The organism is Syntrophomonas curvata (genome assembly GCF_052976825.1).
On sequence record NZ_CM129641.1, the window covers coordinates 2,291,009 to 2,314,780 of the forward strand.

Below are 23,772 nucleotides of genomic sequence, written 5' to 3' on the forward strand. Positions count from 1 at the left end.
TCCTATAAGCCGCTTGTCAACTGCGTAATTGCCTTTATTCGATATAATCCTTGAGCTTTTTGCTCCGGGAAGGGTGTCTGAGTTTACGCAGAGCCTTGGCCTCTATCTGCCTTATTCTTTCCCTGGTAACTCCAAATTCCTGGCCTACCTCTTCCAGGGTACGGGGCCGGCCGTCATCGAGCCCGAACCTCAGGCGGAGAACCTTCTCCTCCCTTTCGGTAAGAGTATTAAGGATGCCATCCAGATGTTCGCGCAGAAGCACAAAAGAAGCTGATTCCTCCGGTGATTCCGCATCTTCATCAGTTATGAAGTCACCCAGATGGCTGTCATCTTCCTCCCCGATAGGGGTTTCCAGTGAAACCGGTTCCTGAGCTACCTTCATAATTTCTATGACCCGATCTACCGGGATGTCCATCTCAATTGCCACTTCAAAGGGCGTAGGTTCACGTCCCAGAGTCTGCAGCAGGTTTCTCTGCACGCGGGATAGCTTGTTAATAGTCTCCACCATATGCACCGGAATACGGATGGTACGAGCCTGATCGGCAATAGCGCGAGTTATGGCCTGCCTGATCCACCAGGTGGCATAAGTGCTAAATTTGAACCCCTTACAGTAATCAAATTTCTCTACTGCTTTCATAAGGCCCAGGTTGCCCTCCTGAATCAGATCAAGAAAGAGCATGCCTCTTCCAACATAGCGCTTGGCTATGCTTACAACCAGCCTGAGATTGGCTTCTACCAATTGCCTTTTGGCATCTTCGTCGCCATTTTCTATCCTCTGAGCCAGATCTATCTCCTGATCCGCTGTAAGCAGGGGAACCCTTCCAATTTCCTTCAAATACATGCGCACCGGATCATCTATTTCAATGCCGTCAGGAATGACTACTTCTTCCGTTTCCAGGCTTTCATGATCTCCGGAATCATCGCCGTCAGCGTCAGCATCGGCATCAGCTTCATTGCCCACGCTTATACCCAAGGATTGAAGGTGTTCAAGTATGTCTTCTATATTGTCCGGTCCCAGACTGAATTCATGCAGGTCTTCCATAATTTCTTCATAACTCAGATTCCTTTTGGATTTTCCTTTTTCAGCCAGGGCGCTAATCGTTTCTGCAAGCTTTCTATCCAGTTTCATTCTATCCCCCCTTCCCGGGTTTTGTTTAAAAAGCTGTCCAGGTTCAATATGAATTTGAGCAAGTGATTAAAATCTCCTTCTGATTTGAGAAAAATAATCTGTTGATATATCTTCTGCCAGCGTGCTTCCGTTTTGATCGCTTGCACCCGGCGGACAAATTCATTAATCTGGGTTTCGTCCACAGCCAACTCTTCCATCAGGAAAATGATTCTGGCATAGCTGGCAGCCAAGCCCTTCTGATTCATTATTTCCCCCAGCTGTTTGAGTCTTTTTTCTCCGCTTCCCTCCAGTTGATCATAGCAATTTACCATGGTCGCATACTCCGGGCGGGCGAAAAAGCTCAGCCCCAGACTGGCTTTGATCCTGGCAAATACTTTCGGGCTCTTCAGCATGGCTGCCAATATTTTCTCATCTTTGCTATAATTGCCGTACTGTATATTATCCCTAGATATTAGCGTTTTATTCCTGTTCACCGGGTTCTGGCGATTATCTGCAGCCCTTAATTCCCGGTGGATCAAGTTGGCTTCCAGCAGCAACTTTCGGGCCAGGATTTTAACGTAATAATCTTTTTCTATTTCACTGTTTAATCGGTTGATATCATTCCTTAAAGCCTTTACTATCTTGACCTTGGTCTCCAAATTAGGTGATTTTTCCTCTTTTAAATATCTATTAATTTTGAATTCTATATGACTTATCTTATTATTCTGTATATATTGTAAAAATTCCTCTTTTCCATTAACTTCTAAAAACTCATCCGGGTCTTTAGCGCCAGGCAGGGTCACCACCTGCGCTTTCAGGCCTTCTTCAACTAATATATCGATAGCTCTTAACGTTTCTCGCTGCCCCGCCTCATCGCCGTCATAAAGGACTACGGTATTTTCGGTATAGCGACACAAAAGGCCGGCCTGGTCGTGGGTCAGTGCAGTTCCCAGCGAGGCTACGCAATTACGCAATCCCGCCTGCTGCAGTTTGATGCAGTCCATATAGCCTTCCAGCAGCAGAGCCTGATTGGCGGCACGAACATGCTCCCGGGCTTGAAAAAGCCCGTAAAGAACCTTGCGTTTGGAATATATATCAGTTTCCGGGGTATTTATATATTTGGGCAGACTATCATCAAGCACCCTGCCGCCAAACCCCACAATGTCACCGTTATAATGAAAAATAGGGAACATCAGGCGGCTGCGGAATAAGTCATAAAAAGTATGTTTGTTTTCATTACGTTTAATTAAACCGGATGATTTCACCTGTTCCTGGGGAAAACCTTTTTTTAGCAGATATTCTTCCACTGCATTCCATTCACCGGGGGCATAGCCTAATTGATAGGCTGCTATCGTTTCCCTCTCAATGCCGCGTTGATAAAGGTATTCCCGGGCAGGCTTCCCCTGGGGGCTTAGTAATACATGGTGATAAAACTCTGCTGCTGCCCGGTTTATTTCTATGACCTTTTTTCTGCGGTCCGATTCCCTATCACCACCCGAAACGGAAGCCAGCCTTACCCCTGCCCGGGCGGCCAGCAATTCCAGGGCTTCCCTGAATTCGATATGGTCACGTTTCATGACAAAAGAGAAAATATCTCCACCGGCATGACAGCCAAAACAGTAAAACATGTTACGGTCTGGTGTTACGCTGAATGAAGGGGTTTTCTCCGCATGAAAAGGACATAGGCCCCAATAGCGGTTTCCTTTTCGGGTTAGTTTAACGGTTTCCCCCACTATGTCCACTATATCGAGACGCTCGGAAACTTCCCGAACATCCCGATCATCAAAAGCAGTCATTTTCATCACCAATATTCTATATCTTTATTTAATATCCTTCTTTTGGGTCGTTTTTTGTCTCTTTTTGGTGTCTTGGTATTCCATAATGTCTATCTATTCTACAGCAAGCCTATTTTTCCTTTATCCCGCATAAATTTATCTGGCCGCTGCGGTTGTACCAGGACTGCGGCACTGAAATATCGGTATAATTAAAAATGCTGGACCTTTTAAAGTTAAACGGTCCAGCGGCATGGGGGTTATATATATACCATAGGGTTAGGGACCCAGCGAATTGCCCGTCACCGGGTTGTCCTGCCCGGTGTACAATAGAGGTTATTCTATAAGGAGCAGACCTACTGCCATCGTAACAAGGTTAAGTGAGGTTGATATCTTCATCTGTCTGCCCCAACCTATATATATGCAAATCTTATGCCAAAGTCCGGAACAGAAACTGGATTTCAGAATATTATTATCAGCCGCCTTTGTTCTGCTATCTTTATCTGGTTATGGGTTAACGGTGACGGTTGATGGTAAGTTTTTTGCAGTAATTTAAAATTATAATTAAATTCTTAAAAAGATAGATTATTTGATAATTTTTATCAAATTGTTAATGAAAATCTCGGCAACCTGACAACTAGCCATCGGTTGCCGTTCCCTTCTGAACCCCGGGAACCAGGGATTGAGGTATGTACAGGTCCCGAAACAGGCTGATGCAATAGGCATCACTCATACCGGATATATAGTCGGCCACTGCTCTTTCCAGCCCCTCTTCGTCAGCTATCTCCCGATAAACCCGGCTCATCTTTTCCGGGTGCTGGCGGTAATAGCTGAATAAGTGCTCCAGGACAAATGCCGCCCGGGTGCGTTCCGCCTGGCAAACCGGCCCGGTATATATGGCTTTAAACATAAACCCCCGCAAACCGATTAAGGCTTGTTCTACCGCTGCTCCCGGAGCTACCCGCACGGTTTTGCTCCCTGCCATCATCTTACGCGTGTTGTGAATGGTGTCACTTACCAGCGTGGCAATACGTTTACTGTGGGTCTCGCCCAGCACCTCCAGATATGCCGGCGGAATCTCCTTTAAGGTCAGCAGCCCGGCGCGGATTGAATCATCGATATCATGCTGTACATAAGCTATCTTGTCACTTAGGCGAATTACCTGCCCCTCCAGGGTAGCAGCCGCAGAATCGCCTTGGCCGTATCCGCTATGGTTAAGTACCCCGTCGAGGACTTCCCGGCTCAAGTTCAGGCCTTTCCGGTCTTTGTGCTGTTCCACCCGGGTCAATACCCTTATGCTATTTTCATTATGGCGAAAGCCCGTGCTCAGCAGCCCGTTCAATACTTGCTCTCCGGCGTGGGCGAAAGGGGTATGGCCTACATCATGAGCCAGGGCAATAGCTTCAATCAGGTCCAAATTAAGGTTAAGTCCCGCTCCTATAGTGCGGGCAATCTGGTTGACTTCCAGGGTATGGGTAAGGCGAGTGCGGTAATGGTCGCCCGGCGGAGCAATGAATACCTGGGTCTTATGTTTTAAGCGCCGAAAAGACTTGGAGTGTATAATTCGATCCCGGTCAACCATAAAGCAACTGCGAATAGGGTCAGGCTCTTCGTATATCACCCGACCAGTTGAATTTTGGGCCGGCAGGGCAAAGGGACTTAACGTATCTGCCTCTCGCTGCTCTATCTCTTCACGAATTAACATATCGCACCCCATTCCTTTTCCTTGGTATTCACCTGATCTCAATCATCTTTTTCTCAGCTTGCCGGTGGCTTTGGCCACCTCATATATCCGCTTGCCTATGATCCGGCTGCGTTGAATAGCATTTTGGTCTTCCCGGGACGGTTTCTGGGCAGCAACTCCCAGATGCCCGCAGTCGTCTTCCAGATATCCGTCACCTACGATTATCATTCCATGAACCAGCATGATGTCCTGCATGGCCCTGATGGCGGTTTCCTGTCCCCCGAAACGGGATGCACCCGAAGTAATTGCCCCTCCAACCACATTAAGCAGCTTTTTTTCCGCTCGCAAGGCCCGGGTTTTATCAAAGAAAGCCTTCAGTTGGGCCGAAACAGTTCCAAAATAAACCGGGCTGCCCAGAATCAAGGCGTCAGCCCCAGAAATTAAATCATAGGCTTTGGTCACTTCCTTGTTTTTATAACATTTGCCCGAACATGGTGAAGAGCAATCAACACAGAACGGGATCTTCTGATCTTTTAGAACCTCCCGGCAAAATATAAATTCCGTATCCGCACCTTGGCGGGCGCACTCCTCCATAGCCTGCTGCAATAAAAAAGATGTATTTCCATTCTGATTAGGACTTCCATTAACTGCCACAACTAACAGCCTTGGCATAACGCCACCTCCTTAATAATTATTCTATACTACAATCAAATAAAGATATCCTGCTGATATCCAAAACGATAGGTGTAAAGAGCGTTTATAGGATGAACATCCTGTTTTTTCTGTAATTTAAGTAATATTTTTACAATCCGAGTGTTGTTTTCTTTCAGGTACTAATATATTCTTAAAAAGTCAATAAGTTTATTTTATGGGCTGGCTTTTTAACCTATTGCAGAAGGTGTCGGTTTTGAAAAAAAGACGGGAAGCCAAATTTAAGGTATCAAAGACAGCAGATGGTATCTTTCTCCATTTGTATGGTTCTACTATAAACAGCTATGAGCTTTTAAATTATTTGCATCAGTTGGGCATAACTCCTTCCCAGGCTGTCTTGACCAAAATCTTGAATAGCAGAGCAGGCGCAGTTGTACGCCTCGATCAGGATGTTTATACCCAGGAGCATCTCTACAGCCTTAACCTGGATAATGATGACAATTCCCTTAATCTATCCGTCGGCTCTGATCGAATGAATGCCTATCTCACCATTAATACCCATACTGAAGGTAAAGTGGGTGAGCAATATATATTAAATCAGCTGCAGGAAGCCGGTATTGTTTTCGGAATCAATCCGCAGGCCATAAACCAGGCCGTAAACAGCCCGGGTGAATCGGTAGAAGTAGCCCGGGGCATATATCCGGTCGATGGCCGGGATGCGCAAATCGAGTATCTGCACCAGCAGCCCCAGATAAGACCGGTGCTGGATGAAGACGGCAGGGTGGATTACTATGAACTGGGCTGCATTGTCGGCGTACAGGCAGGTGACATTGTCGCCCGGCGCCAGCCTGCCGTCCCCGGGCAGCCGGGAATGAATATTAACGGTGAGGAGATTCCGGCCCGGAATGGTCAGGATAAAAGCTTTGCCGTTGGCAGCGGCATCATTGTCAACAGGGACTATGCCCTGGCTGAGTTTGACGGGGCCCTATCCTGGTCCAATAATAAAGTAAGCGTTATTCGTATGCTTGTCATACCTGGAGACGTTGATTTCTCAGTAGGCAACATATCCTTTATGGGCAAAGTTCTGGTCGAAGGCAGTATCAAGGACGGGTTCAGGGTCGAAGCCGACGACGATATAGAAGTACGGGGCGGGATAAGCAATGCCAATGTAGTATCACGCCGGGGGTCTGTTACCGTTCACAAAGGTATTATCGGCGTCAGGAGCCTGGTCTGTGCTCAGAAAAATATAGCTGCTAAATTTGCTCAGGAAGCAACCCTGGAATCCGGTCAAAACATCTTTATTAATGAGTACGTGCTGCGCTGCAATATTAAGTCGGGTGATTCCGTGCTTATTCAGGGGCGGCGCGGAATTATTCTGGGGAATAACTCCATCTGTGCCCGGGCTAAGATAAAGGCTGCCAATATTCAGAACTCTGAATCCCTTGACCTGCAGGTGGAAGGGATTAACCGCCGCCTTTACTATGAGCAGATCAAGAGCCTTAATGTCAAGATTGAGGAACTGGAGAACCGTCTCGGTTTGATGTCGGATTTAATTCGCACCTACCGCAGCACCCTTGATGATCCCCAGACCATCATAAAGCTGCAGCAGAGGATTCCAGAATTTATTCATCTTTCGGAAGAGTTTGATGAGTTGGTGGAAAAACGCAGCCATCTTGTCAATATTTTAAAAAATACCCGGGGGGAAGGAGTCATAGAAATTGGCGGAGGCATAGAGGCAGGTATGTTATTTACCATAAAGCAGAACCCTGTCAAGCTTAAAGAAAGGCTAAGAAACATCAGTATGTATTATGACCCTGACGAACAACGGATAGTTATTCATACCGACAAGTTTTAAACCCTCCCCGATGGTATCGGGGAGGGTTAGGTGGCTAGTCGTTGTTTAATTTAGCCTGGGCGGCAGCCAGCCGGGCTACCGGTATACGGTAGGGGGAACAGCTGACATAATCCAGCCCGATTATGTGGCAGAACTCGACCGAGCTGGGATCTCCGCCATGCTCTCCGCAAATTCCCATCAGTATGTTCTTTTTAGCCCCCCGGGCTTTCTCCTCCGCTATACGCATCAGGCTTCCAACTCCTTTACGGTCCAAAACCGCAAAGGGATTGTCTTTTATGATTTTCTTTTCCAGGTATACCGGTATAAATTTTCCCTCCGCATCATCACGGCTGAATCCCAAGGTAGTCTGGGTCAGATCATTGGTGCCAAAGGAGAAAAACTCGGCTTCTGCCGCCAACTCATCGGCAACTATACAGGCTCGCGGCAATTCCAGCATGGTACCCAGAACAAACTGCAATTCAACCCCGCTCCCGGTCTTGACCTCTTCGTAGACATCAAGTATCTCGCCTTTAAGATACACAAATTCAGCCACATCCATAACCAATGGTATTTCAATTTCAGCCAGGGTTTCTACTTTTTCCTGCCGGAGCTGAACCATGGCCTCAAAAACCGCCCGGGCCTGCATACGATATATCTCCGGGAAGGTCAAGCCCAGGCGGCACCCCCGATGACCAAGCATGGGATTGGCTTCGGACAGGCTCTCTATCTTTTTAAGCAGGTCTTCTTTGCCCATAATAACCAAGTGGTCGGCATTTTGGTATTTAAGATCTGCTATTTCCAACAACAGGGTCTCTTTATCCGGTAAAAATTCATGCAAAGGCGGATCCAGCAGCCGAATGGTTACCGGATAAGGAGCCATCGCTTTCAGTATCCCATAAAAATCATCTCTCTGAAACTCAAGCAGACGGGCCAAGGCAGCTTCCCTTTCCTCCAGGCTTTCGGCCAGTATCATTTCCTGCACTATAGGCAGGCGTTCCTGGGCCATAAACATGTGCTCGGTGCGACAGAGGCCAATACCCTTCGCCCCGAATTCCCGGGCCCGGGCAGCATCCTGCGGAGTATCGGCATTGGCTCTGACTGCCAGGCGTTTGGTCTCATCCGCCCAGCGCAAAAGGGCCTCAAATTCATCGGACAGGGTAGGTTCTATCATGGGTACTTCGCCCAGCATTACCCTCCCGGTAGCTCCGTCGATGGTGATAGTATCGCCTTCACGAATGATAAGTTCACCTATATAAAAACATTTACCGGGTGGATCTATCTTGATCGCCTCACAACCGCATACGCAGGGTTTGCCCATCCCCCGGGCCACAACCGCTGCGTGTGAAGTCATTCCCCCGCGGGAAGTCAAAACTCCCTGAGCATAAATAATACCGTGAATATCATCAGGAGTAGTTTCACTTCTGACCAGTACCACCTTTTCTCCGGCTTCGCCCAGTTTTTCAGCCATATCGGCATCAAATATCACCTTACCGCAAGCAGCTCCGGGAGAAGCGGGAAGTCCTACCGCTATGGGGTCCAGTTTCACGCTGTTATCCACTTGGCGGTGCAGGAGTTGATTGATCTGCTCAGCATCTACTCTCAAGAGTGCCTCGTTTTTGCTGATTAATCCCTCACTGACCATATCGACCGCTGCCTTGACCGATGCCCGCGCCGTACGTTTGCCATTTCTGGTCTGCAGCATATACAGCGTTCCTTTTTCGACCGTGAATTCAATGTCCTGCAGATCCCGGTAATGGTTTTCCAACTTCTGGCAGGTATCCAGGAATTGCTGATAAACGGAAGGCAATTCCTCCTGCAGGCGGGAAATCGGCATAGGGGTTCTGATACCGGCTACCACGTCCTCACCCTGGGCATTAACCAAAAACTCACCGTATAATTCGCGTTCACCGGTGGAAGGGTTACGGGTGAATGCTACCCCCGTTCCACAGTCCTGTCCCATGTTGCCGAAGGCCATACATTGTATGTTTACCGCCGTCCCCAAATTATCATCAATCTTGTTCAGGCGTCGGTATACAATAGCTCTCTGGTTATTCCAGGAATTGAAAACGGCCTTTATCGCGAGAACCAGTTGTTCTTTAACATCCTGGGGAAAATCGGAACCCTTGCCTTGTCTGACCAGAAGTTTGTATTCACTGATGATTTGCTTCAGCTCCGAAGCGGGGATTTCGTAATCAAAAATCAGACTGAGCTTGCGTTTAAATTTCTCCACTATCTCATCAAACTGATTATGTTCCATTTCCAGTACCACATTACTGAACATCTGGATAAAGCGCCGATAACAATCATAGGCAAAGCGCTCGTCACCGGTAAGTTGAGCCAGACCCTGGACCGTCTCATCATTAAGACCCAAATTAAGAATGGTATCCATCATGCCCGGCATGGAAACGGCTGCCCCGGAACGGACTGAAACCAGCAAGGGGTTATCCTTCTGACCAAAGCCCTTGCCGGTGTGAGCTTCCAGCTGGCTGAGAGCGCTGAAAACCTGATCCAGAACACCGGACGGAAATTCATATCCGGAAGCTAAATATTCGTTACAGGCTTCCGTGTTTATGGTAAAACCAGGAGGAACCGGCAGGCCGATGCGAGTCATCTCAGCCAGATTGGCACCTTTGCCCCCCAGCAGGGAACGCATGTCCGAATTCCCCTCTTCGAATAGATACACATATTTTTTGCTAGACATTGCTTAACCTCCTATAGTAGATTTCCAATATTTTGCTGGCAGTCTCTTCCACTGCCCGGTTGGTTACATCTATCACCGGACATCCAAGCCTTTTCATGATGGTACGGGAATGCTCGATTTCCTCCAGGATCCGATCCGGGTTGGCATAACTGGCTTGACCCTTAAGCCCCAGGGTCTTCAGCCTTTCCGCCCGTATATGGTTTAGCTGCTCCGGATTAATGGTTAAGCCAATGACTTTGCCCCGTTCTACCTTAAAAAGCTCTTCCGGCGGAGTCACCTCCGGCACCAGCGGCACATTGGCCACCTTAATCCTTTTATGGGCTAAATACATCGACAATGGCGTCTTTGAAGTCCGTGAAACGCCTACCAGAACAATATCGGCCAGGTTGATGCCGCGCGGATCTTTGCCGTCATCATAACGAACGGCAAATTCTACTGCCTCTACCCGGCGGTAATACATTTCATCCACCTTGCGGAGAAGTCCCGGTTCTCTTTTCGGTTCTATTTCACTGACGCTTTTGAAGGCCTCCATCAGTGGACCCAGGATATCCACACAGACCACGTTATATTTAAGCGCCTCTGCCCGCAGATGTTCCGCCAGCTCTTTTATAACCAGGGTATAGGCAATTATGGCATGGCTGGTGCCGGCCTGGTGCACTATTTCGTCCAAGGTGTCGGTATCCGCTATATTAGGTATCCTTCTGATTTCCATGGTACCGGAGTTAAATTGACTGGCTGCCGCACGGACAACCATCTCCGCAGTTTCACCGATAGAATCTGAAACGATAAATACTCCCGGTAAATGATTGAGCAAAGCAAAAACCTCCATTTTTCAACTAATCCTGCAGCCTGGTTTGTCTGAACGGAAAACAGCCTTTTTGTACCGCCCAGGCTTTCACAGCAAGATCAGAACTCTTTTTAACCTGATTCCATGGGGACTGTCAGCATTCCGGACTAATACCCGTCACTGGCCAAATCCAAAAATAATCTGGCAATATTGGTCTTGGTGACTTTACCTACAACCTCGAGTTTCTCGTCTCCCTCCGGGTCAATAAAGCTCTTTACCACCGGAAGGCCGTCGACCTCATGCTCGACTATCTTCTTGACTGCCTCGACCACAGTATCATCGATTCCGGCGGTAATGATATTAGGCATGCGGGTCATGATGATACTGACCGGCATTCTGTGGATGTCGGCCTGCCCCAGGGTAGTCTTGAGAAAGTCTTTCCTGGAAACTACTCCGCTCAGGAAGTTTTCTTCATCAACAATAAATATACTGCCGGTGTCCTCCATAAACAAAGTGACAACCGCATCATAGATACTGCAATTATCCCTGAGTATTATCGGCAGAGACTGCACATCCCGAACCCGGTATTGATTAAGCAGCCTTCTCAGTTCATTGCCAAAGCCTTCGGTTTTGAAGGTATAACCCACCCTCGGTTTGGCTTCCAGGAATCCGGACATAGTCAGTACTGCCAGATCCGGCCTTAAAGCCGCCCGGGTCACATTTAAAATCTCGGCAATTTTTTCCCCGGTAATGGGGCCCTGATGTTTTACAATCTCCAGGATTCTCTCCTGTCGGTCACTCAGTTCGATAATATCCACCGCCTGTTATGTGCTATACTTTTTAGCTTAAATGACACTAATTATATATACTATATCATTTAAAAAAATCCTGTTGGCAAAAATTATTTTACGCCACAATAACAGAAAAATCAGCTATGAAATTGCACAAATTGGCTATCGATTTCAATAAACCCAGGCGGGCGGCTTTCAGCTCCTTATCCTCCGCCATCACCATTACCGCAGTAAAGAACGCGTCTACCTGCGGGCGCAAGTCCGCCAGCATTTTACAGGCAGACAGGTAATCCCGTTGATTTATGGAACGGTAGACATCATATTTGATAAGACTAAAGCTGCGGTGCAAGTTGATTTCACTTTCATCCACGAGTATATCCGCATTTACCGTATCGTCTTCCCATTTTTTGGACAGATTATGGCAGCGGTTATAGACTACCATATAATCCTCAAAGATATCGGATCGGCGCAATTCCTGCAGAGCCGTGATTCTGCCGTATACTTCTGTAATATCATACGAAGGTATGGCCAGGGCGGCATCGATCAGGTCATGGGAAAATCCCCGCTCCAGTAGAATTCCCCGCATTCTCTGACCTATAAACTCCAGCACCTCGGAAACGGTATCTTCCCGGCTGATACCGGCTTTAGCCGCCGCGTAATTATCATAGGCGGTACCGGCAACAGATGCCAGATTTAGGCTTAAGCCGCTGTCCAGTATTATATTGACCATGCCCATGGCCTGACGTCTTAAAGCATAGGGATCATGGGAACCGCTGGGCTTAATACCGATAGCAAAAAAGCCGACCAGATTATCTATTTTCTCTGCCAGGCTGAGCACTTTTCCGCTTCCGGTAACCGGCAGCCGATCGCCCGCAAAGCGGGGCAAATAATGCTCAAGAATGGCCTCGCATACTTCCTGTTCCTCCCCCTGGTTAAGGGCATAATAGCGCCCCATGATTCCCTGCAGCTCGGGAAATTCGTACACCATATTACTTAAAAGGTCGGCTTTGCATAAATGGGCAGCCCGCCGGAGTACGGTTTCATCACTTAATCCGCAAACTTGGCCTATATACAGGGCCAGGTTTTCAAGCCTTCCCACCTTATCCATGATGCTGCCCAGGCGTTCATGAAAGAGGACATCGCGAAGTCCCTGCACCATGTCTTCCAGCGGCTTACGGGTATCCTCGTTCCAGAAGAACAGGGCGTCCTCCAACCGGGCCTTCAGTACCCGCTCATTACCAGCCCTGACCATATCCAGACTATGGTCGGTCCCATTTCTGACTCCAATAAATCCCGGCATCAGTTTCCCCCGGGAATCGAATACCGGGAAATAACGCTGGTGTTCGATCATAGTAGTGGTCAGCACCTCGGGCGGCACCTCCAGGTAAGAGGGGGAAAAGCTGCCGTAGAATGCAGTGGGATATTCCAGCAAATAATTGACTTCCTCCAGCAGGTCGTCATTATCCATGGGGCGCCCCCCCGCATCGGCGGCTGCGTTGACCACCTGCTGTCTGATCAGCTCTTTTCTCTCTTCCTGGTTTAAAACCACGTGATTCTCTTTAAGCACCCGGAAATAGTCCTGGGGGTCCTTTACCTCCAGAGGACCGCGGGATAAGAAACGGTGCCCGTAAGTATACCTGCCGCTTTCAATATTTTCGATGCGCATGGCTACCCTTTCATCACCGAAGAGGGCCAGCAGCCACCTGATGGGACGGGCAAAGCGGGTGTGATAATAACCCCAGCGCATGGACTTGGGAAAGCTCAGGCTGTGTGCTATATCCTGCAGTATCCCGGGGAGGATGGCAGTACTGGCATTACCGTGTTCCTTCTTTATTACAAATATATACTCGATCCCCCCCACTTCCCGAACTTCCAAATCTTTGAAATCCACCTTCTGACTGCGGGCAAAGCCCGATCCTGCTTTACTGGGCTTCCCCTCCGGGTTCAAGGCTATGGATTTCTTGGGTCCCCGGCTTTCGATAACCGCATCCGGCTGCCGCTCTTCCAACTGCCCGATAAAAAGGGTCAGCCGCCGGGGCGACCCGAAGCTTTCTATTGTTTTGTAACCAAGACGGGCGTCGCTCAGCTTCTGTATTGCTATTGACTTCAAGTCGACGATAGCTTTGCTCATATAGACAGATGGTATTTCTTCCACCCCTATTTCCAATATCAGGTCTCTGGCCATTACCGCACCTCCTCGTCGTTCAGCAGGGATTTCCTAAGCCTTTCGTCCTTTATCAGGGGATAACCCAATTTCTTGCGCTGTTCCAGATACTCCCCCGCTACCAGCCGGGCCAGGTTGCGAACCCGGGCAATGTAGCCGGTGCGCTCGGTCACACTGATAGCGCCCCGGGCGTCAAGCAGATTGAAAAGGTGGGAGCATTTCAGTACATAATCATAGGCCGGTTGAGGCAGGTGGCGGTCAGCAATATTCTGAGCCTCTTGCTCGCACAGGTTAAACATGGCGGTGAGTGAGCTTACGTCAGCCAGTTCAAAATTATAATGAGAATAATCCACTTCCGCCTGATGGTGGACATCGGCATAATTAATGCCGTCTACCCATTCGATATCGAAAACACTCTCCCGGTTCTGAATATACATGGCTATCCGCTCCAGGCCGTAGGTAATCTCGGCGCAAACCGGATAACAATCGAAGCCGCCGCATTGCTGGAAATACGTAAACTGGGTTATTTCCATGCCATCCAGCCATATTTCCCATCCCAGCCCCCAGGCTCCCAGGGTTGGGGACTCCCAGTTATCTTCTACCAGCCGGATGTCATGTTTGTCAGGTTCAATGCCCAGATCACGCAAGCTGTCCAGGTAGAGGTCAATCACATTATCCGGTGACGGTTTGAGTATCACCTGGTACTGATAATAATGCTGGAGCCGGTTGGGATTTTCCCCATAGCGGCCATCGGTAGGCCGGCGGGAAGGCTCCACATAAGCCACTTTCCAGGGTTCCGGTCCCAGAGAGCGCAAAAAAGTGGCCGGATTCATGGTTCCCGCACCCTTTTCCACATCATAGGGCTGTTGAATAATGCAGCCCTGTTTACCCCAGTAGTTTTGTAAACGCAGGATAATCTCCTGAAAATTCATCGGGCAACCTCCTTAATATCTTCTATAGGCAATTAATAGATAAATAACCGCCACCCTCTGCGAGGGCTCTGACGTTCACTTTCCCCGCCATTAACGGCGCTAGGTTTAGTATCCGATTTTTTGTCCATGGCTGCCTGCCTATGCCCCACAAGTATGCCTTGCGGTCATTGGTTTCAATGCTTCCGAATTCCCCCTGGAAACAAAAAAACCTGTCCTTTCGGACAGGGACGGGGCAACCCGCGGTTCCACCCTGATTGGCTAAAAGCCCACCTTATACGGTTCAGGTTTTACTAACCTCATAGGCGTTCCTCCTGCAGCTCCAAGGCGCCTTCAAAGGTTTATCCTGCCGGTTCCCATCACTCCCGGCTCTCTGTAAGGATTAGGCCCTTCTACTACTCCTCTTCATCACCAGATATTCAGTTAAACATTATTTAGTTTACCAACCCCCCGGGTCCTTGTCAATCTCGGCCCAAGAAATCCCTTGCCGCTTTCCCTTCATCTTTAAGCCTATTTCTCAAAAAATCTCCTTTCCTTAAAATTGCCAATACTGTACATAATTATCTATAATATACTTTAGAGAGATAAAAAAAATATTGCAGGCTGGGTTGAGTAAAGTGGCTGGGTTTATAGAGAAAATTCAGACATTTAAGGGGGATTATTATGCGGGATAATCTTATGCCGTACTCCATTAAACTGAACCCGGTACTTGAATCACTGGCCGGACAGCTTGAGGGCGAAGTTGACGCCCGGGGGTTAAGCAGTAATTTTTATCGTTTATGTGTAAGAACCAATATCTATCAAAGAACTTCCTCACCTAGAGTTTATGAAGTGCCTGACCCCAAAGTTGCTCTTATTGTAATGGATATATTACATGCCGAGTTCAGATTATGTGAGAAACAGGCAGGAGGATGCTTGATCTGGCTGCAAAAATGGGATCCCGAGTTAAGAGAATGGAGAGACTGGAATGACTGCCGGGGGAATAGTCTGGCCGATTACGAACTGGATGAAAACTGGGTTTTCACCCCTTTGAAAGACTAGTCAACTCCAAAACTTAAAGACTTGGAACCCCAAGACCCCGGATATCCGGGGCTTTTTTTTTGCAGAAACCGTCGCTAAAATTCCGGCCTCTTTACCTGCTTAAAGAGCTTATATCCGCCATCAATATTCAGCGCCCGGCAGCCATGCTGATCAAGCAGCCGACAGGCGATATAGCTTCTTAAACCGGTACGGCAATAGACCAGCACCTCCCGGTCAACCGGGATCTTTTCCAGATTATCCCGCAAGCTGTCAACTGGAATATTATGTGCACCCGGCACAGCTCCGGCGCTATACTCCATCGGTGTGCGCACATCCAGCAGATAAGCTCCCTGGTGAAGCCGGGCTGCGACTTCTTCCCAGTAAGTTACCTTTATATCACCATTGACCATATTTCCCGCGGTATATCCGGCCAGGTTTACCGGATCCTTGGCTGAAGAAAACGGAGGCGCGTAAGCCAGTTCCAGTTCCTGCAATTCAAAAACACTCATTCCTGCCCGTATGGCGGCGGCCAAAACATCTATACGCTTATCTACCCCTTCAAAGCCAACCACCTGCGCACCCAGCAGCTTGCCCTCATCGGGGGTAAATAAAATTTTGACTGCCAGCTCGCTGGCGCCTGGATAATATGCGGCATGCGATGCCGGGTATATATGGCATACCCGATAATCTATTCCCAGCCTCCGCAGCTCTTTCTCATTACGCCCGGTACAGGCAGCAGCCATTTCAAATATCTTTACAATGGCTGTACCCTGGGCCCCCCTATAAGGAATCGGGCGTCCGGCAATATTATTGGCTATCACCCATCCCTGGCGATTGGCAGGGCCGGCCATGGGCAGTAAAAAATCCTCCCCGGAAACAATATCCTTAGTCTGGACGGCATCACCGGCGGCGTAGATGAAAGGGTCGGAGGTACGCAGATATTCGTCTGCCAGTATCCCCCCGGTTGAGCCTATCGCCAGTCCCGCTTCCCGGGCTAAACCGCTTTCCGGTTTTACCCCAATGCCAAGTACCAGCAGGTCGGCAGCAATCCTTTGGCCGCTGGCCAGAACCAGTTCCTCCACCCGGGACCCCCCTGCCACGGAAACAAGCCTGTCGGCAAGATATAACTCTATCCCCTGATTCAGCAGATAATCCTGTGCCAGCGCTGCCATCTCATAGTCCAGCACTCCCATTATTTGAGGAGCAGCTTCAATAATACTCACATCGATTCCATTCAGCTTCAGCATTTCAGCCATTTCCAGACCAATGAAGCCCGCGCCCACGACTGCGGCGCTGGCGGGACGGTGCATATTGACATATTCCTTTATCGCATCACTGTCGGGCAGGTTCCGCAGGGTAAAAACATTGCTGCTGTCCATACCCGCTATGGCAGGGGTTACCGGAGACGCACCGGGGCAGAGAATAAGAAAGTCGTAACTTTCCTTATAGGTTTTATCTTCAAGCATATTCCTGACCTCGATCTGTTTCTGTTCAGGCATGAGGCGCACCACTTCATTTAAAACGCGGACATCAATGTTAAATCGCTGATGTAGGGATTTGGGGGTTTGCACCAATAAATTCCGGCGTTTTTCTATAACGCCTCCGGCATAATAGGGTAAACCGCAATTGGCAAAGGAAACATATTCACCGCGTTCGAATATAATTATCTCCGCTTCCTCATCAAGCCGACGCAGGCGTGCTGCTGCACTGGCCCCGGCTGCCACCCCGCCGACGATTACAACTTTTTTTCCCATTTGCCGACACCTGCTTTCAGTTTACTAAACACATCAGTTTTTCCAATTCCACCGCTTCAGTAACTCTGGGCCGTGTTCATCATTTTAGCATATAGTTTCCTGTTGTGGTAGTTATGACCACTGGGAAAGATTTTCATGGACTTTGGCTTAGCCGAATGCTATTCTATTATTGACATATAATGTCATAATTGCTCATATAAACTAGTAAAATGTAATGTTAATGGTTTGCAGCCTAGAGGAGAACTGTATGGGCCATTCAGAAGGATTTTATCATTTCATCGTGGACAGAATGATTAACGCCTTTGCTTATAGCCGCATTATTACCGACGAAACCGGTAATGCCATTGATTATGAATTATTGGAAGTAAACCCCGCCTTCGAGGAGTTGACCGGATATAAAAGCTCAGAGATTGTTAACTGTTCATTTAGTCTCCTATTCCCCGACCAGCGCGATTTCATAAGTACCTGGGTCAACCGCCTGCAGAAGGTATGCCAAAATGGAGGCCGGGAGGCTTTTGAATACTACTGGGCTCCGCTGCGGCGCTGGTTTTATATCACCGCTTATAATGTTGAAACGCACCACTTTATAACCATATTCAGCGATATCAGCTGTTTAAAGAAAACCGAATCCGCTATCAGGGAAGAACGAAGAAACTTCAGCACCTTCTTTGACTCCATAGATGCCTTTGTCTTTGTCCTCGATACCAACGGCTGTATTAAGTATGTAAATCGCACCGTTCTTGACGGCCTGGGCTACAGCAGAGAAGAATTGAAGAATACCCATGTATGGCTGCTTTACCCCCGCGAGCAGCATAAAGAATTCCGTCGTATTTTCTCGGCTATGATCCGGGGCCGGGAAAAGTATTGCACGATTCCGCTGCAGCATAAAAATGGAGCGCAGATACCGGTTGAGTCCCGTATAGTTAAGGGAATCTGGAGCGGTGAAGAGGTATTTTTTGCCGTCAGCAAGGACATATCCGACTTAATGCTTTCGGAACAAAAGTTTTCCCATGCCTTTCACTTTAATCCTACCCTTATGTCTATTTCTTCTCTGGAAGACGGCTATTATTTTGATGTCAATGAGAGCTACTGCCGAAAGTTTGAGTATACGCGGGATGAATTGATCGGTCATTCCTCTCTGGAGCTGGGTATACTTTTGGATGCCGGACAACGTGACCGGGCCAAACAGATTATTACTGCCGAAGGTAAGCTGGTCAATTACGAAATAATACTCAGAACCAAAACCGGAAAAGAACTGATCGGTCTTTGTTCGGTTAAATGCATCCGGATCGGCAGTAAGGACTATTTGCTGACCATGATCAATGACATCACTGAAATACGAGCCATGCAAAAAGCCATGGAGGAAAAAAACCGGCAACTGGAAAAGCTGAACCGTATGCTGGTTACCCAAGCCGTTACCGATGATTTGACCGGCCTATACAACCATCGCTACATCTTTGCCAGCCTGGAGAAAGAAATGGGCAGAGCCGAGCGCTACCGGCAGCCGCTTACCATAATTATGCTGGATCTCGACCATTTTAAAGAGGTTAATGACAGGTTCGGGCACCCGGCAGGTGATAAGGTTCTGGCTACAGTTGCCGCCATTATCCGCAGCAGCCTGAGGGAAACCGATATAGCCGGGCGCTTTGGCGGAGACGAGTTTATGATTATTTTACCCCACACCGGCGTTGCCGAGGGCCAGATAGTAGCGGAAAGAATACGATACGAGATCGAGCAGTGCCCCTTTACCAGCCAAAACATCAGGATTACCATGAGTATTGGGGTATGCGAATATGCCGGCGAAGAACTGGATCAACTGGTCACCCAGGTTGATGAATTGCTCTATTTGGCCAAAAACAAAGGGCGTAACCGGACAGAAGCGAATGTGCCCCGATGCAAGCTAGGGACCCTTTACCGCCAAGACTTTTAGACCGGTTAGGCAGCGTCAGGACACCGGAGAAAAGAAGGTATCACCAAATATTTCTTTCCAGATTTGATTGGCATTATAACCATCCCCCCGGTCCTCGAAAAGCAGAGCCTGTTTCGTCTTTTTAAATGCTATATTGGCAAACGCCCCAAAATCCTCTTCCCTTTCTATCCTGCGATTGCTCCCTTTGGCATACCAGTGCAGCTGCTCCTTTTTCCGTCCCGCCAGATATTCCATAAAATCCTGCACCATTTCCCCATAGTAGGCAAAAGAGCCCTGGTTCCCCTCCCACTCGTCCATAAACATCATTACCATAGTATCAATCAGTATTCCCGGAATAGGTACCTGGTGCAGGTTTTTCCAGGCCCGGGTAATACGGGCCAGGTGGCGGATTTTGCCGCCGTAGTTATAATTGTATTCATTGATTACTTCAATCTCGCGGAGGGGGTTAAAGCTCTGCCAGCTGCCTTCCCCCCTGGGTTCGGGATATATAATGTTACTTTTCCGGGGGCCGCTGAAGCCGGGGATGATCTCTATCTTCATCCCATCCGGAAAAGGAACTATAAGATATTTTTGCTCGTTAACCAAGGTATCCGGGTAGCTTTTTCTCACCGTATCTCTTAACTCCAGCAGCAGGGCCTCCTGGACGTTTCCCGGGCGGGGGGCGAAATACTGGTAAACCTGGCAGGGCAGAAGCGCCAGCATATTGATATTACTCAGCCCTTTAATGGCCGTCTCCCGGCCATAAGATCCCAGGTAATGCAGGTTGCGGGTGTCTGATTTGATTTTCCAATATTTAAGGTTAACTATCCGCACTATTTCCCGACATCTGCTGTTTATCACTTCCTGGTTATCGATCCTGAGATTGGTAAGGAACAGTCTGAATTTATCAGCTATATCCCCGCGATCACTCATAGCTTACTCCTCCCTGAAGCCTCTTAACCGACCAGAGCCGACCATACTGCAATATCCTTCTTACCCTTATTTTAACACGGGAGGAATAATTTCAGGATAGGGTCTTTTTTAATATGCGAATAGTATTTTTGAGGTTGAACCGCCGCTCCAAGTGGTATTCCAGATATCTCTCCAGGAAGAATTCCAGCTTTTCCAGAGCAACGTCCGAAGCCCGCACCCGCTGCAGGGTATTAAGGTTACCGCTTGCCATAAGCCTTAAAAGCCCCAGCACTTCCCCGTAAAGGGCGATACAATTTTGATTCCCGGCGGCACAGTCCGGGCAAAGCATCCCCCCGGCCGCCAGACTGAAATTTCTCAGTCCGTTGCCCCGATGACCACAGTTGACGCATTTATCAAGCACCGGCCGATAACCCAGCTGCACCAGCAGTTGCAACTCATAGTAGCGTAAAACCAGAAAATTCAAGCCGTTATCGTTTATGTGCTGCAGGATCGAGAGGGTCAAGCTATAAAGGCGGGGCATGGCTACCCGGTCCATCAGGGACTTGTCCAATAGCTCCATAATATAGACGCAGTGCAGGGTGCGTTTAATATCTTCACGGCTGTCGCCATAGAAATCAAGCAGCCTTCCCTGGGTAATCAAGTCCAGTTCCCGCCCGCTGTGAAAAAACAGCAGCGAATGGCAGAACGGCTGTATGCAAACGCGCAGGCTGCTGCCCGGTTTTTTTATACCCCGGGCAATAGCCTTTAGCTTGCCTTCTTTTTCCGAAAAAACGGTAACCAGTTTATCGCTTTCCCGATAATCCATACTTTTGATAATAAGGGAACGACTCTGATAATACACCTATCTCCCACCCCAGAATAAACTGGCCGCCTTGACCGGATGGTTGACACACTCCACCGGCCGGTCAAGAGCCTGCTCCAGTTCAGCACAGTAAAGGCCGGCTTGCTGCCGGCTGCTATACTTAAAATCAAAGGCCAGATAAACCTGTTTTACATCCTTTAGGCCCAATGCTTCTGCCCGACGGATAAACAGTTGCGGGTTGCGGGCATAATGGCTGTCTATATAAGCAAAAATAAAGCCATTGTATTTGCTCATGCGCGGCTGAGCAACCGGCTTGAATTCATTTTTCACGACGAACCGGCATGAGGCCAGTACCTTCCCGGTAATACTCGCCATCGAAATTTCATTTTTGACCAGGGCCATACGGGGAACGGTTGCTATAACACTGGGGCTGCCGCATTCCCGGGCCAATCTTTGTATTTGCGCTATCTCTATTCCGTCCAGCATAAAACTATGCACCGCATAACCGCGCCAGGCGGGAATTATGATTAAATCCGGAGCCAATCCCAAGGAAGGCAGATGATGCCCCCCATCAAAGATTACCGCCCGGTAAGCGCCGGGTCTCATTTTCTGCAGATAGGCTGTTCCTGCCGGACTGCTATGCCAGGTGTCCAATTGGGAGCATTCAACGATGCAGCTTTTACCGGCAGCCAGATGTTGGTCCAGCAAGGAAGCGAAATCAGTACCTGCCTCCGGAGTCACGGCGCCTATTTTTACGGGCCGGGATGTTTCAAGTTTACGCAAGCCCGGGTTATGAATAAACTGATAACTGCTGCGGGGGGAAACCATACGGGCATATAGCTCCAGACCCTGACGGTAACCGGTTGCTTTCAGCCAGGGAGAAGGGCAATTAATCATGACGGCGGTGTAAAAGCCGATCAGTATAATAAGGAGACAGAGCCTTTTCTGAAACATTGCCGGACTATCCTTTCAATAGTCCTCCCCCCTGCCGGTATTCCTTCACCAGAGCCGCGGCATGGCTGCTGCCGATACGATCCACCCCGGCTTCTATAAGCTGTAAAGCAAACTCAAGCTCCCTCACCCCGCCACTGGCCTTAATCTTTAATTCCTTACTCTTGTGAGCCCCTATGATACGGATGTCCTCCAGGCTGACCCCCCGGGCGGAAAAACCGGTGGAGGTCTTTATGAAGTCAGCTCCGCTTTCACTGACCAGCCGTGTAACTGCTTCCAACTCTGTTTTTTTCAGCAGGGCGGTTTCCACAATCACTTTAAGCAAAAAATCATATTCCTGCTTCAGGCTGAGCAGACTTTTTATCTCCTGTTTTACCAGGTTATAATCCCTGTCCTTCAGCGCCCCGATGTTTATAACCATATCCAGCTCGGAAGCACCCTGCACAAGAGCCTGACGGGCGGAAAATAGCTTGGTGGCGCCACCTTCCGCCCCCAAGGGAAAGCCTATGACCGTACATAGCTTCACCCTGCTTCCCGCCAGGTAATCCCGGGCTCGGGCCAAGCGCCAGGGGTGGATGCAAACAGCAGTCATACCGTAGCAGACTGCCTCTTCGCACAATATCCTGATATCCTCCTGTATGGCCTCAGCTTTAAGGTTGGTGCTGTCCAAACAGGCGGCGATCATTTATAATCCCCTCCGCTAAAACGATAACCCAGCTGTTTGAGATTAACTTCGTTATCGCGCCAATTCTTCTTGACTTTTACCCATAAATCAAGATATACCGGTCTTCCCAGCATAGCCTCGATATCCTGGCGCGACTTTTCCCCGATACTTCTTAGCATTTGCCCGTTCTTGCCTATGATAATTCCCTTTTGGGAATCCCGTTCCGTATATATGACGGCCCGCAGATAGATTTTAGTCTGGGACTCACTGTCGAATTCCTCGATTTCCACCGCCAGCGAATGCGGCACTTCATCCCGGGTCAGTATTAAGGCTTTTTCCCGGATCAGCTCGGCGGCAATAAAGGACACCGGCTGGTCGGTCAGATCATCTTCCGGATAGTAAAGCGGTCCCTCGGGCAGATAAGCATAGGTCTTCCCCAGCAGCCCTTCAACATTGGTTCCTTCTGTAGCCGACAGGGATATAATTTCCGCAAAACTCATATAACTGGTAAAATCCCTTATGTGCGCTTGTACTCTGGCCTCATCGGCCAGATCGATCTTGTTTACCAGCAGGAATATGGGAACTGCAGCATCCTTGAGCTGATTTAGAATAAACTGCTCACCGCCCCCAAAGGGGCGGCTGACATCAGTCATGTAATAAATCAAGTCCACTTCCTCCAGGCTGCGGGTAGACACCTTGACCATATATTCCCCCAGCAAATGCCTGGGTTTATGAATGCCAGGAGTGTCAATAAAGATGATCTGGCCATCCCCGGAAGTATATATTCCCTGAATGCGGGTGCGGGTAGTCTGGGGTTTGTCCGATACGATAGCTATTTTTTCTCCGATAACCTTGTTCATCAAAGTGGATTTGCCCACATTGGGGCGCCCCACTATACTTACAAAACCTGATTTCACCTGGTAACCTCCCTATTTTTCAAGAGAAAAAATTTGAGGAAGCATTGCACTCAAATTATATTCTTTGTAGCTATTTTTTTCATCGGTAATTATTACATTCATATCCGGGGAAAATTCGGCCAAAACTTGCAGGCAGGCTCCACAGGGATAAATATAGCCCCGACCGCTCCCGGTGACAGCAATAGATTCAAATTCCTTCTCGCCGGAGGTTACCGCCTTGAATACGGCTATCCGCTCCGCACATAGGGTAAGGCCATAGGAGGCATTTTCCACATTGGCTCCGGTATAAACGGCGCCGCTTTTACCCAGCAAAGCGGCGCCGACTTTGAAACCCGAGTAAGGAGCATAAGCCATTTCCCTGGCTGCTTTAGCTTTTATAATCAGTTCGTCGATGATCATTT

Annotated in this window: 19 protein-coding genes and 1 other annotated feature; of the genes, 3 read left to right on the plus strand and 16 right to left on the minus strand. The window is 48.6% G+C overall.

Translation table 11 applies throughout. The features are described 5' to 3' along the window. Window positions 1-34: 34 nt before the first annotated feature. The 4 genes from rpoD to ACU70B_RS10375 form a co-directional block, all read right to left on the minus strand. On the minus strand, window positions 35-1,129 hold the full coding sequence (gene rpoD, locus ACU70B_RS10360) for an RNA polymerase sigma factor RpoD (protein ID WP_447183466.1): 1,095 nt from the start codon (window positions 1,127-1,129) through the stop codon (window positions 35-37). Further along, on the minus strand, window positions 1,126-2,904 hold the full coding sequence (gene dnaG / locus ACU70B_RS10365; protein WP_447183467.1) for a DNA primase: 1,779 nt from the start codon (window positions 2,902-2,904) through the stop codon (window positions 1,126-1,128). The genes rpoD and dnaG overlap by 4 nt, the downstream gene beginning before the upstream one ends. Window positions 2,905-3,517: 613 nt before the next feature. Then, window positions 3,518-4,585: a deoxyguanosinetriphosphate triphosphohydrolase gene (locus ACU70B_RS10370; protein WP_447183468.1), complete on the minus strand. Its 1,068-nt coding sequence runs from the start codon at window positions 4,583-4,585 to the stop codon at window positions 3,518-3,520. A 42-nt stretch (window positions 4,586-4,627) separates the two neighbouring features. Next, window positions 4,628-5,236: a flavodoxin family protein gene (locus ACU70B_RS10375; RefSeq protein WP_514393150.1), complete on the minus strand. Its 609-nt coding sequence runs from the start codon at window positions 5,234-5,236 to the stop codon at window positions 4,628-4,630. 235 nt (window positions 5,237-5,471) lie between these two features. On the opposite strand from ACU70B_RS10375, the gene ACU70B_RS10380 reads away from it, so the two are divergent. Then, on the plus strand, window positions 5,472-7,070 hold the full coding sequence (locus tag ACU70B_RS10380; RefSeq protein ID WP_447183469.1) for a flagellar assembly protein A: 1,599 nt from the start codon (window positions 5,472-5,474) through the stop codon (window positions 7,068-7,070). Window positions 7,071-7,104: 34 nt separating this feature from the next. Here the strand turns inward: ACU70B_RS10380 and ppdK are convergent, their stop codons facing one another. The 5 genes from ppdK to glyQ all read right to left on the minus strand — a co-directional run bounded on the left by ppdK (window position 7,105) and on the right by glyQ (window position 14,424). After that, window positions 7,105-9,750 (minus strand): pyruvate, phosphate dikinase, encoded by a 2,646-nt coding sequence (gene ppdK / locus ACU70B_RS10385; protein WP_447183470.1) that lies wholly within the window; start codon window positions 9,748-9,750, stop codon window positions 7,105-7,107. Continuing rightward, window positions 9,743-10,564 (minus strand): pyruvate, water dikinase regulatory protein, encoded by an 822-nt coding sequence (locus ACU70B_RS10390; protein WP_447183471.1) that lies wholly within the window; start codon window positions 10,562-10,564, stop codon window positions 9,743-9,745. Before ACU70B_RS10390 ends, ppdK begins: the two co-directional genes overlap by 8 nt. Window positions 10,565-10,704: 140 nt before the next feature. Continuing rightward, window positions 10,705-11,346, minus strand: a complete 642-nt coding sequence (ccpN, locus tag ACU70B_RS10395) for a transcriptional regulator CcpN (RefSeq protein ID WP_447185752.1) — start codon at window positions 11,344-11,346, stop codon at window positions 10,705-10,707. 97 nt (window positions 11,347-11,443) lie between these two features. Continuing rightward, window positions 11,444-13,513, minus strand: coding sequence for a glycine--tRNA ligase subunit beta (glyS, locus tag ACU70B_RS10400; protein WP_447183472.1), 2,070 nt, complete (start codon window positions 13,511-13,513; stop codon window positions 11,444-11,446). Beyond that, window positions 13,513-14,424, minus strand: a complete 912-nt coding sequence (glyQ, locus tag ACU70B_RS10405; protein ID WP_447183473.1) for a glycine--tRNA ligase subunit alpha — start codon at window positions 14,422-14,424, stop codon at window positions 13,513-13,515. Before glyQ ends, glyS begins: the two co-directional genes overlap by 1 nt. Window positions 14,425-14,644: 220 nt before the next feature. Beyond that, window positions 14,645-14,839: a binding site (T-box leader), on the minus strand. 245 nt (window positions 14,840-15,084) lie between these two features. Between glyQ and ACU70B_RS10410 the strand changes: the two genes are divergently transcribed. Next, window positions 15,085-15,462 carry a hypothetical protein gene (locus tag ACU70B_RS10410; protein WP_447183474.1) on the plus strand — a complete coding sequence of 126 codons (378 nt, stop codon included), beginning with the start codon at window positions 15,085-15,087 and terminating at the stop codon, window positions 15,460-15,462. 74 nt (window positions 15,463-15,536) lie between these two features. On the opposite strand, the gene ACU70B_RS10415 is transcribed toward ACU70B_RS10410, so the two are convergent. Further along, complete coding sequence (locus ACU70B_RS10415; protein WP_447183475.1) at window positions 15,537-17,195, minus strand: FAD-dependent oxidoreductase; 1,659 nt, start codon at window positions 17,193-17,195, stop codon at window positions 15,537-15,539. 247 nt (window positions 17,196-17,442) lie between these two features. On the opposite strand from ACU70B_RS10415, the gene ACU70B_RS10420 reads away from it, so the two are divergent. Next, entirely contained in the window at window positions 17,443-19,125 is a 1,683-nt protein-coding gene (locus ACU70B_RS10420) for a sensor domain-containing diguanylate cyclase (protein ID WP_447183476.1), read from the plus strand. A 15-nt stretch (window positions 19,126-19,140) separates the two neighbouring features. Here the strand turns inward: ACU70B_RS10420 and ACU70B_RS10425 are convergent, their stop codons facing one another. The 6 genes from ACU70B_RS10425 to cdd form a co-directional block, all read right to left on the minus strand. Continuing rightward, a complete protein-coding gene (locus ACU70B_RS10425; protein WP_447183477.1) occupies window positions 19,141-20,037 on the minus strand; it encodes an SMODS domain-containing nucleotidyltransferase in 897 nt (298 codons plus the stop codon). Between the two features lie 91 nt (window positions 20,038-20,128). Beyond that, entirely contained in the window at window positions 20,129-20,878 is a 750-nt protein-coding gene (gene recO, locus ACU70B_RS10430; RefSeq protein ID WP_447183478.1) for a DNA repair protein RecO, read from the minus strand. Beyond that, entirely contained in the window at window positions 20,879-21,793 is a 915-nt protein-coding gene (locus ACU70B_RS10435) for a hypothetical protein (RefSeq protein WP_447183479.1), read from the minus strand. 7 nt (window positions 21,794-21,800) lie between these two features. Further along, window positions 21,801-22,475 (minus strand): deoxyribose-phosphate aldolase, encoded by a 675-nt coding sequence (deoC, locus tag ACU70B_RS10440; RefSeq protein WP_447183480.1) that lies wholly within the window; start codon window positions 22,473-22,475, stop codon window positions 21,801-21,803. After that, a complete protein-coding gene (era, locus tag ACU70B_RS10445) occupies window positions 22,472-23,371 on the minus strand; it encodes a GTPase Era (RefSeq protein WP_447183481.1) in 900 nt (299 codons plus the stop codon). The genes deoC and era overlap by 4 nt, the downstream gene beginning before the upstream one ends. Before the next feature lie 12 nt (window positions 23,372-23,383). Next, the gene (cdd, locus tag ACU70B_RS10450) at window positions 23,384-23,770 is read right to left on the minus strand and encodes a cytidine deaminase (RefSeq protein WP_447183482.1); all 387 of its coding nucleotides are present in this window, start codon (window positions 23,768-23,770) and stop codon (window positions 23,384-23,386) included. Window positions 23,771-23,772 lie beyond the last annotated feature (2 nt).

What these genes read in the sequence shown, in the direction of transcription:
- ACU70B_RS10375 (WP_514393150.1), bottom strand. Translation starts at nt 5,236, where the DNA reads ATGCCAAGGCTGTTAGTTGTGGCAGTTAATGGAAGTCCTAATCAGAAT.
- ACU70B_RS10420 (WP_447183476.1), top strand. Translation starts at nt 17,443, where the DNA reads ATGGGCCATTCAGAAGGATTTTATCATTTCATCGTGGACAGAATGATT.
- ppdK (WP_447183470.1), bottom strand. Translation starts at nt 9,750, where the DNA reads ATGTCTAGCAAAAAATATGTGTATCTATTCGAAGAGGGGAATTCGGAC.
- glyS (WP_447183472.1), bottom strand. Translation starts at nt 13,513, where the DNA reads ATGGCCAGAGACCTGATATTGGAAATAGGGGTGGAAGAAATACCATCT.
- rpoD (WP_447183466.1), bottom strand. Translation starts at nt 1,129, where the DNA reads ATGAAACTGGATAGAAAGCTTGCAGAAACGATTAGCGCCCTGGCTGAA.
- ACU70B_RS10425 (WP_447183477.1), bottom strand. Translation starts at nt 20,037, where the DNA reads ATGAGTGATCGCGGGGATATAGCTGATAAATTCAGACTGTTCCTTACC.
- glyQ (WP_447183473.1), bottom strand. Translation starts at nt 14,424, where the DNA reads ATGAATTTTCAGGAGATTATCCTGCGTTTACAAAACTACTGGGGTAAA.
- ACU70B_RS10370 (WP_447183468.1), bottom strand. Translation starts at nt 4,585, where the DNA reads ATGTTAATTCGTGAAGAGATAGAGCAGCGAGAGGCAGATACGTTAAGT.
- deoC (WP_447183480.1), bottom strand. Translation starts at nt 22,475, where the DNA reads ATGATCGCCGCCTGTTTGGACAGCACCAACCTTAAAGCTGAGGCCATA.
- dnaG (WP_447183467.1), bottom strand. Translation starts at nt 2,904, where the DNA reads ATGACTGCTTTTGATGATCGGGATGTTCGGGAAGTTTCCGAGCGTCTC.
- ACU70B_RS10410 (WP_447183474.1), top strand. Translation starts at nt 15,085, where the DNA reads ATGCGGGATAATCTTATGCCGTACTCCATTAAACTGAACCCGGTACTT.
- ACU70B_RS10435 (WP_447183479.1), bottom strand. Translation starts at nt 21,793, where the DNA reads ATGTTTCAGAAAAGGCTCTGTCTCCTTATTATACTGATCGGCTTTTAC.
- cdd (WP_447183482.1), bottom strand. Translation starts at nt 23,770, where the DNA reads ATGATCATCGACGAACTGATTATAAAAGCTAAAGCAGCCAGGGAAATG.
- ACU70B_RS10415 (WP_447183475.1), bottom strand. Translation starts at nt 17,195, where the DNA reads ATGGGAAAAAAAGTTGTAATCGTCGGCGGGGTGGCAGCCGGGGCCAGT.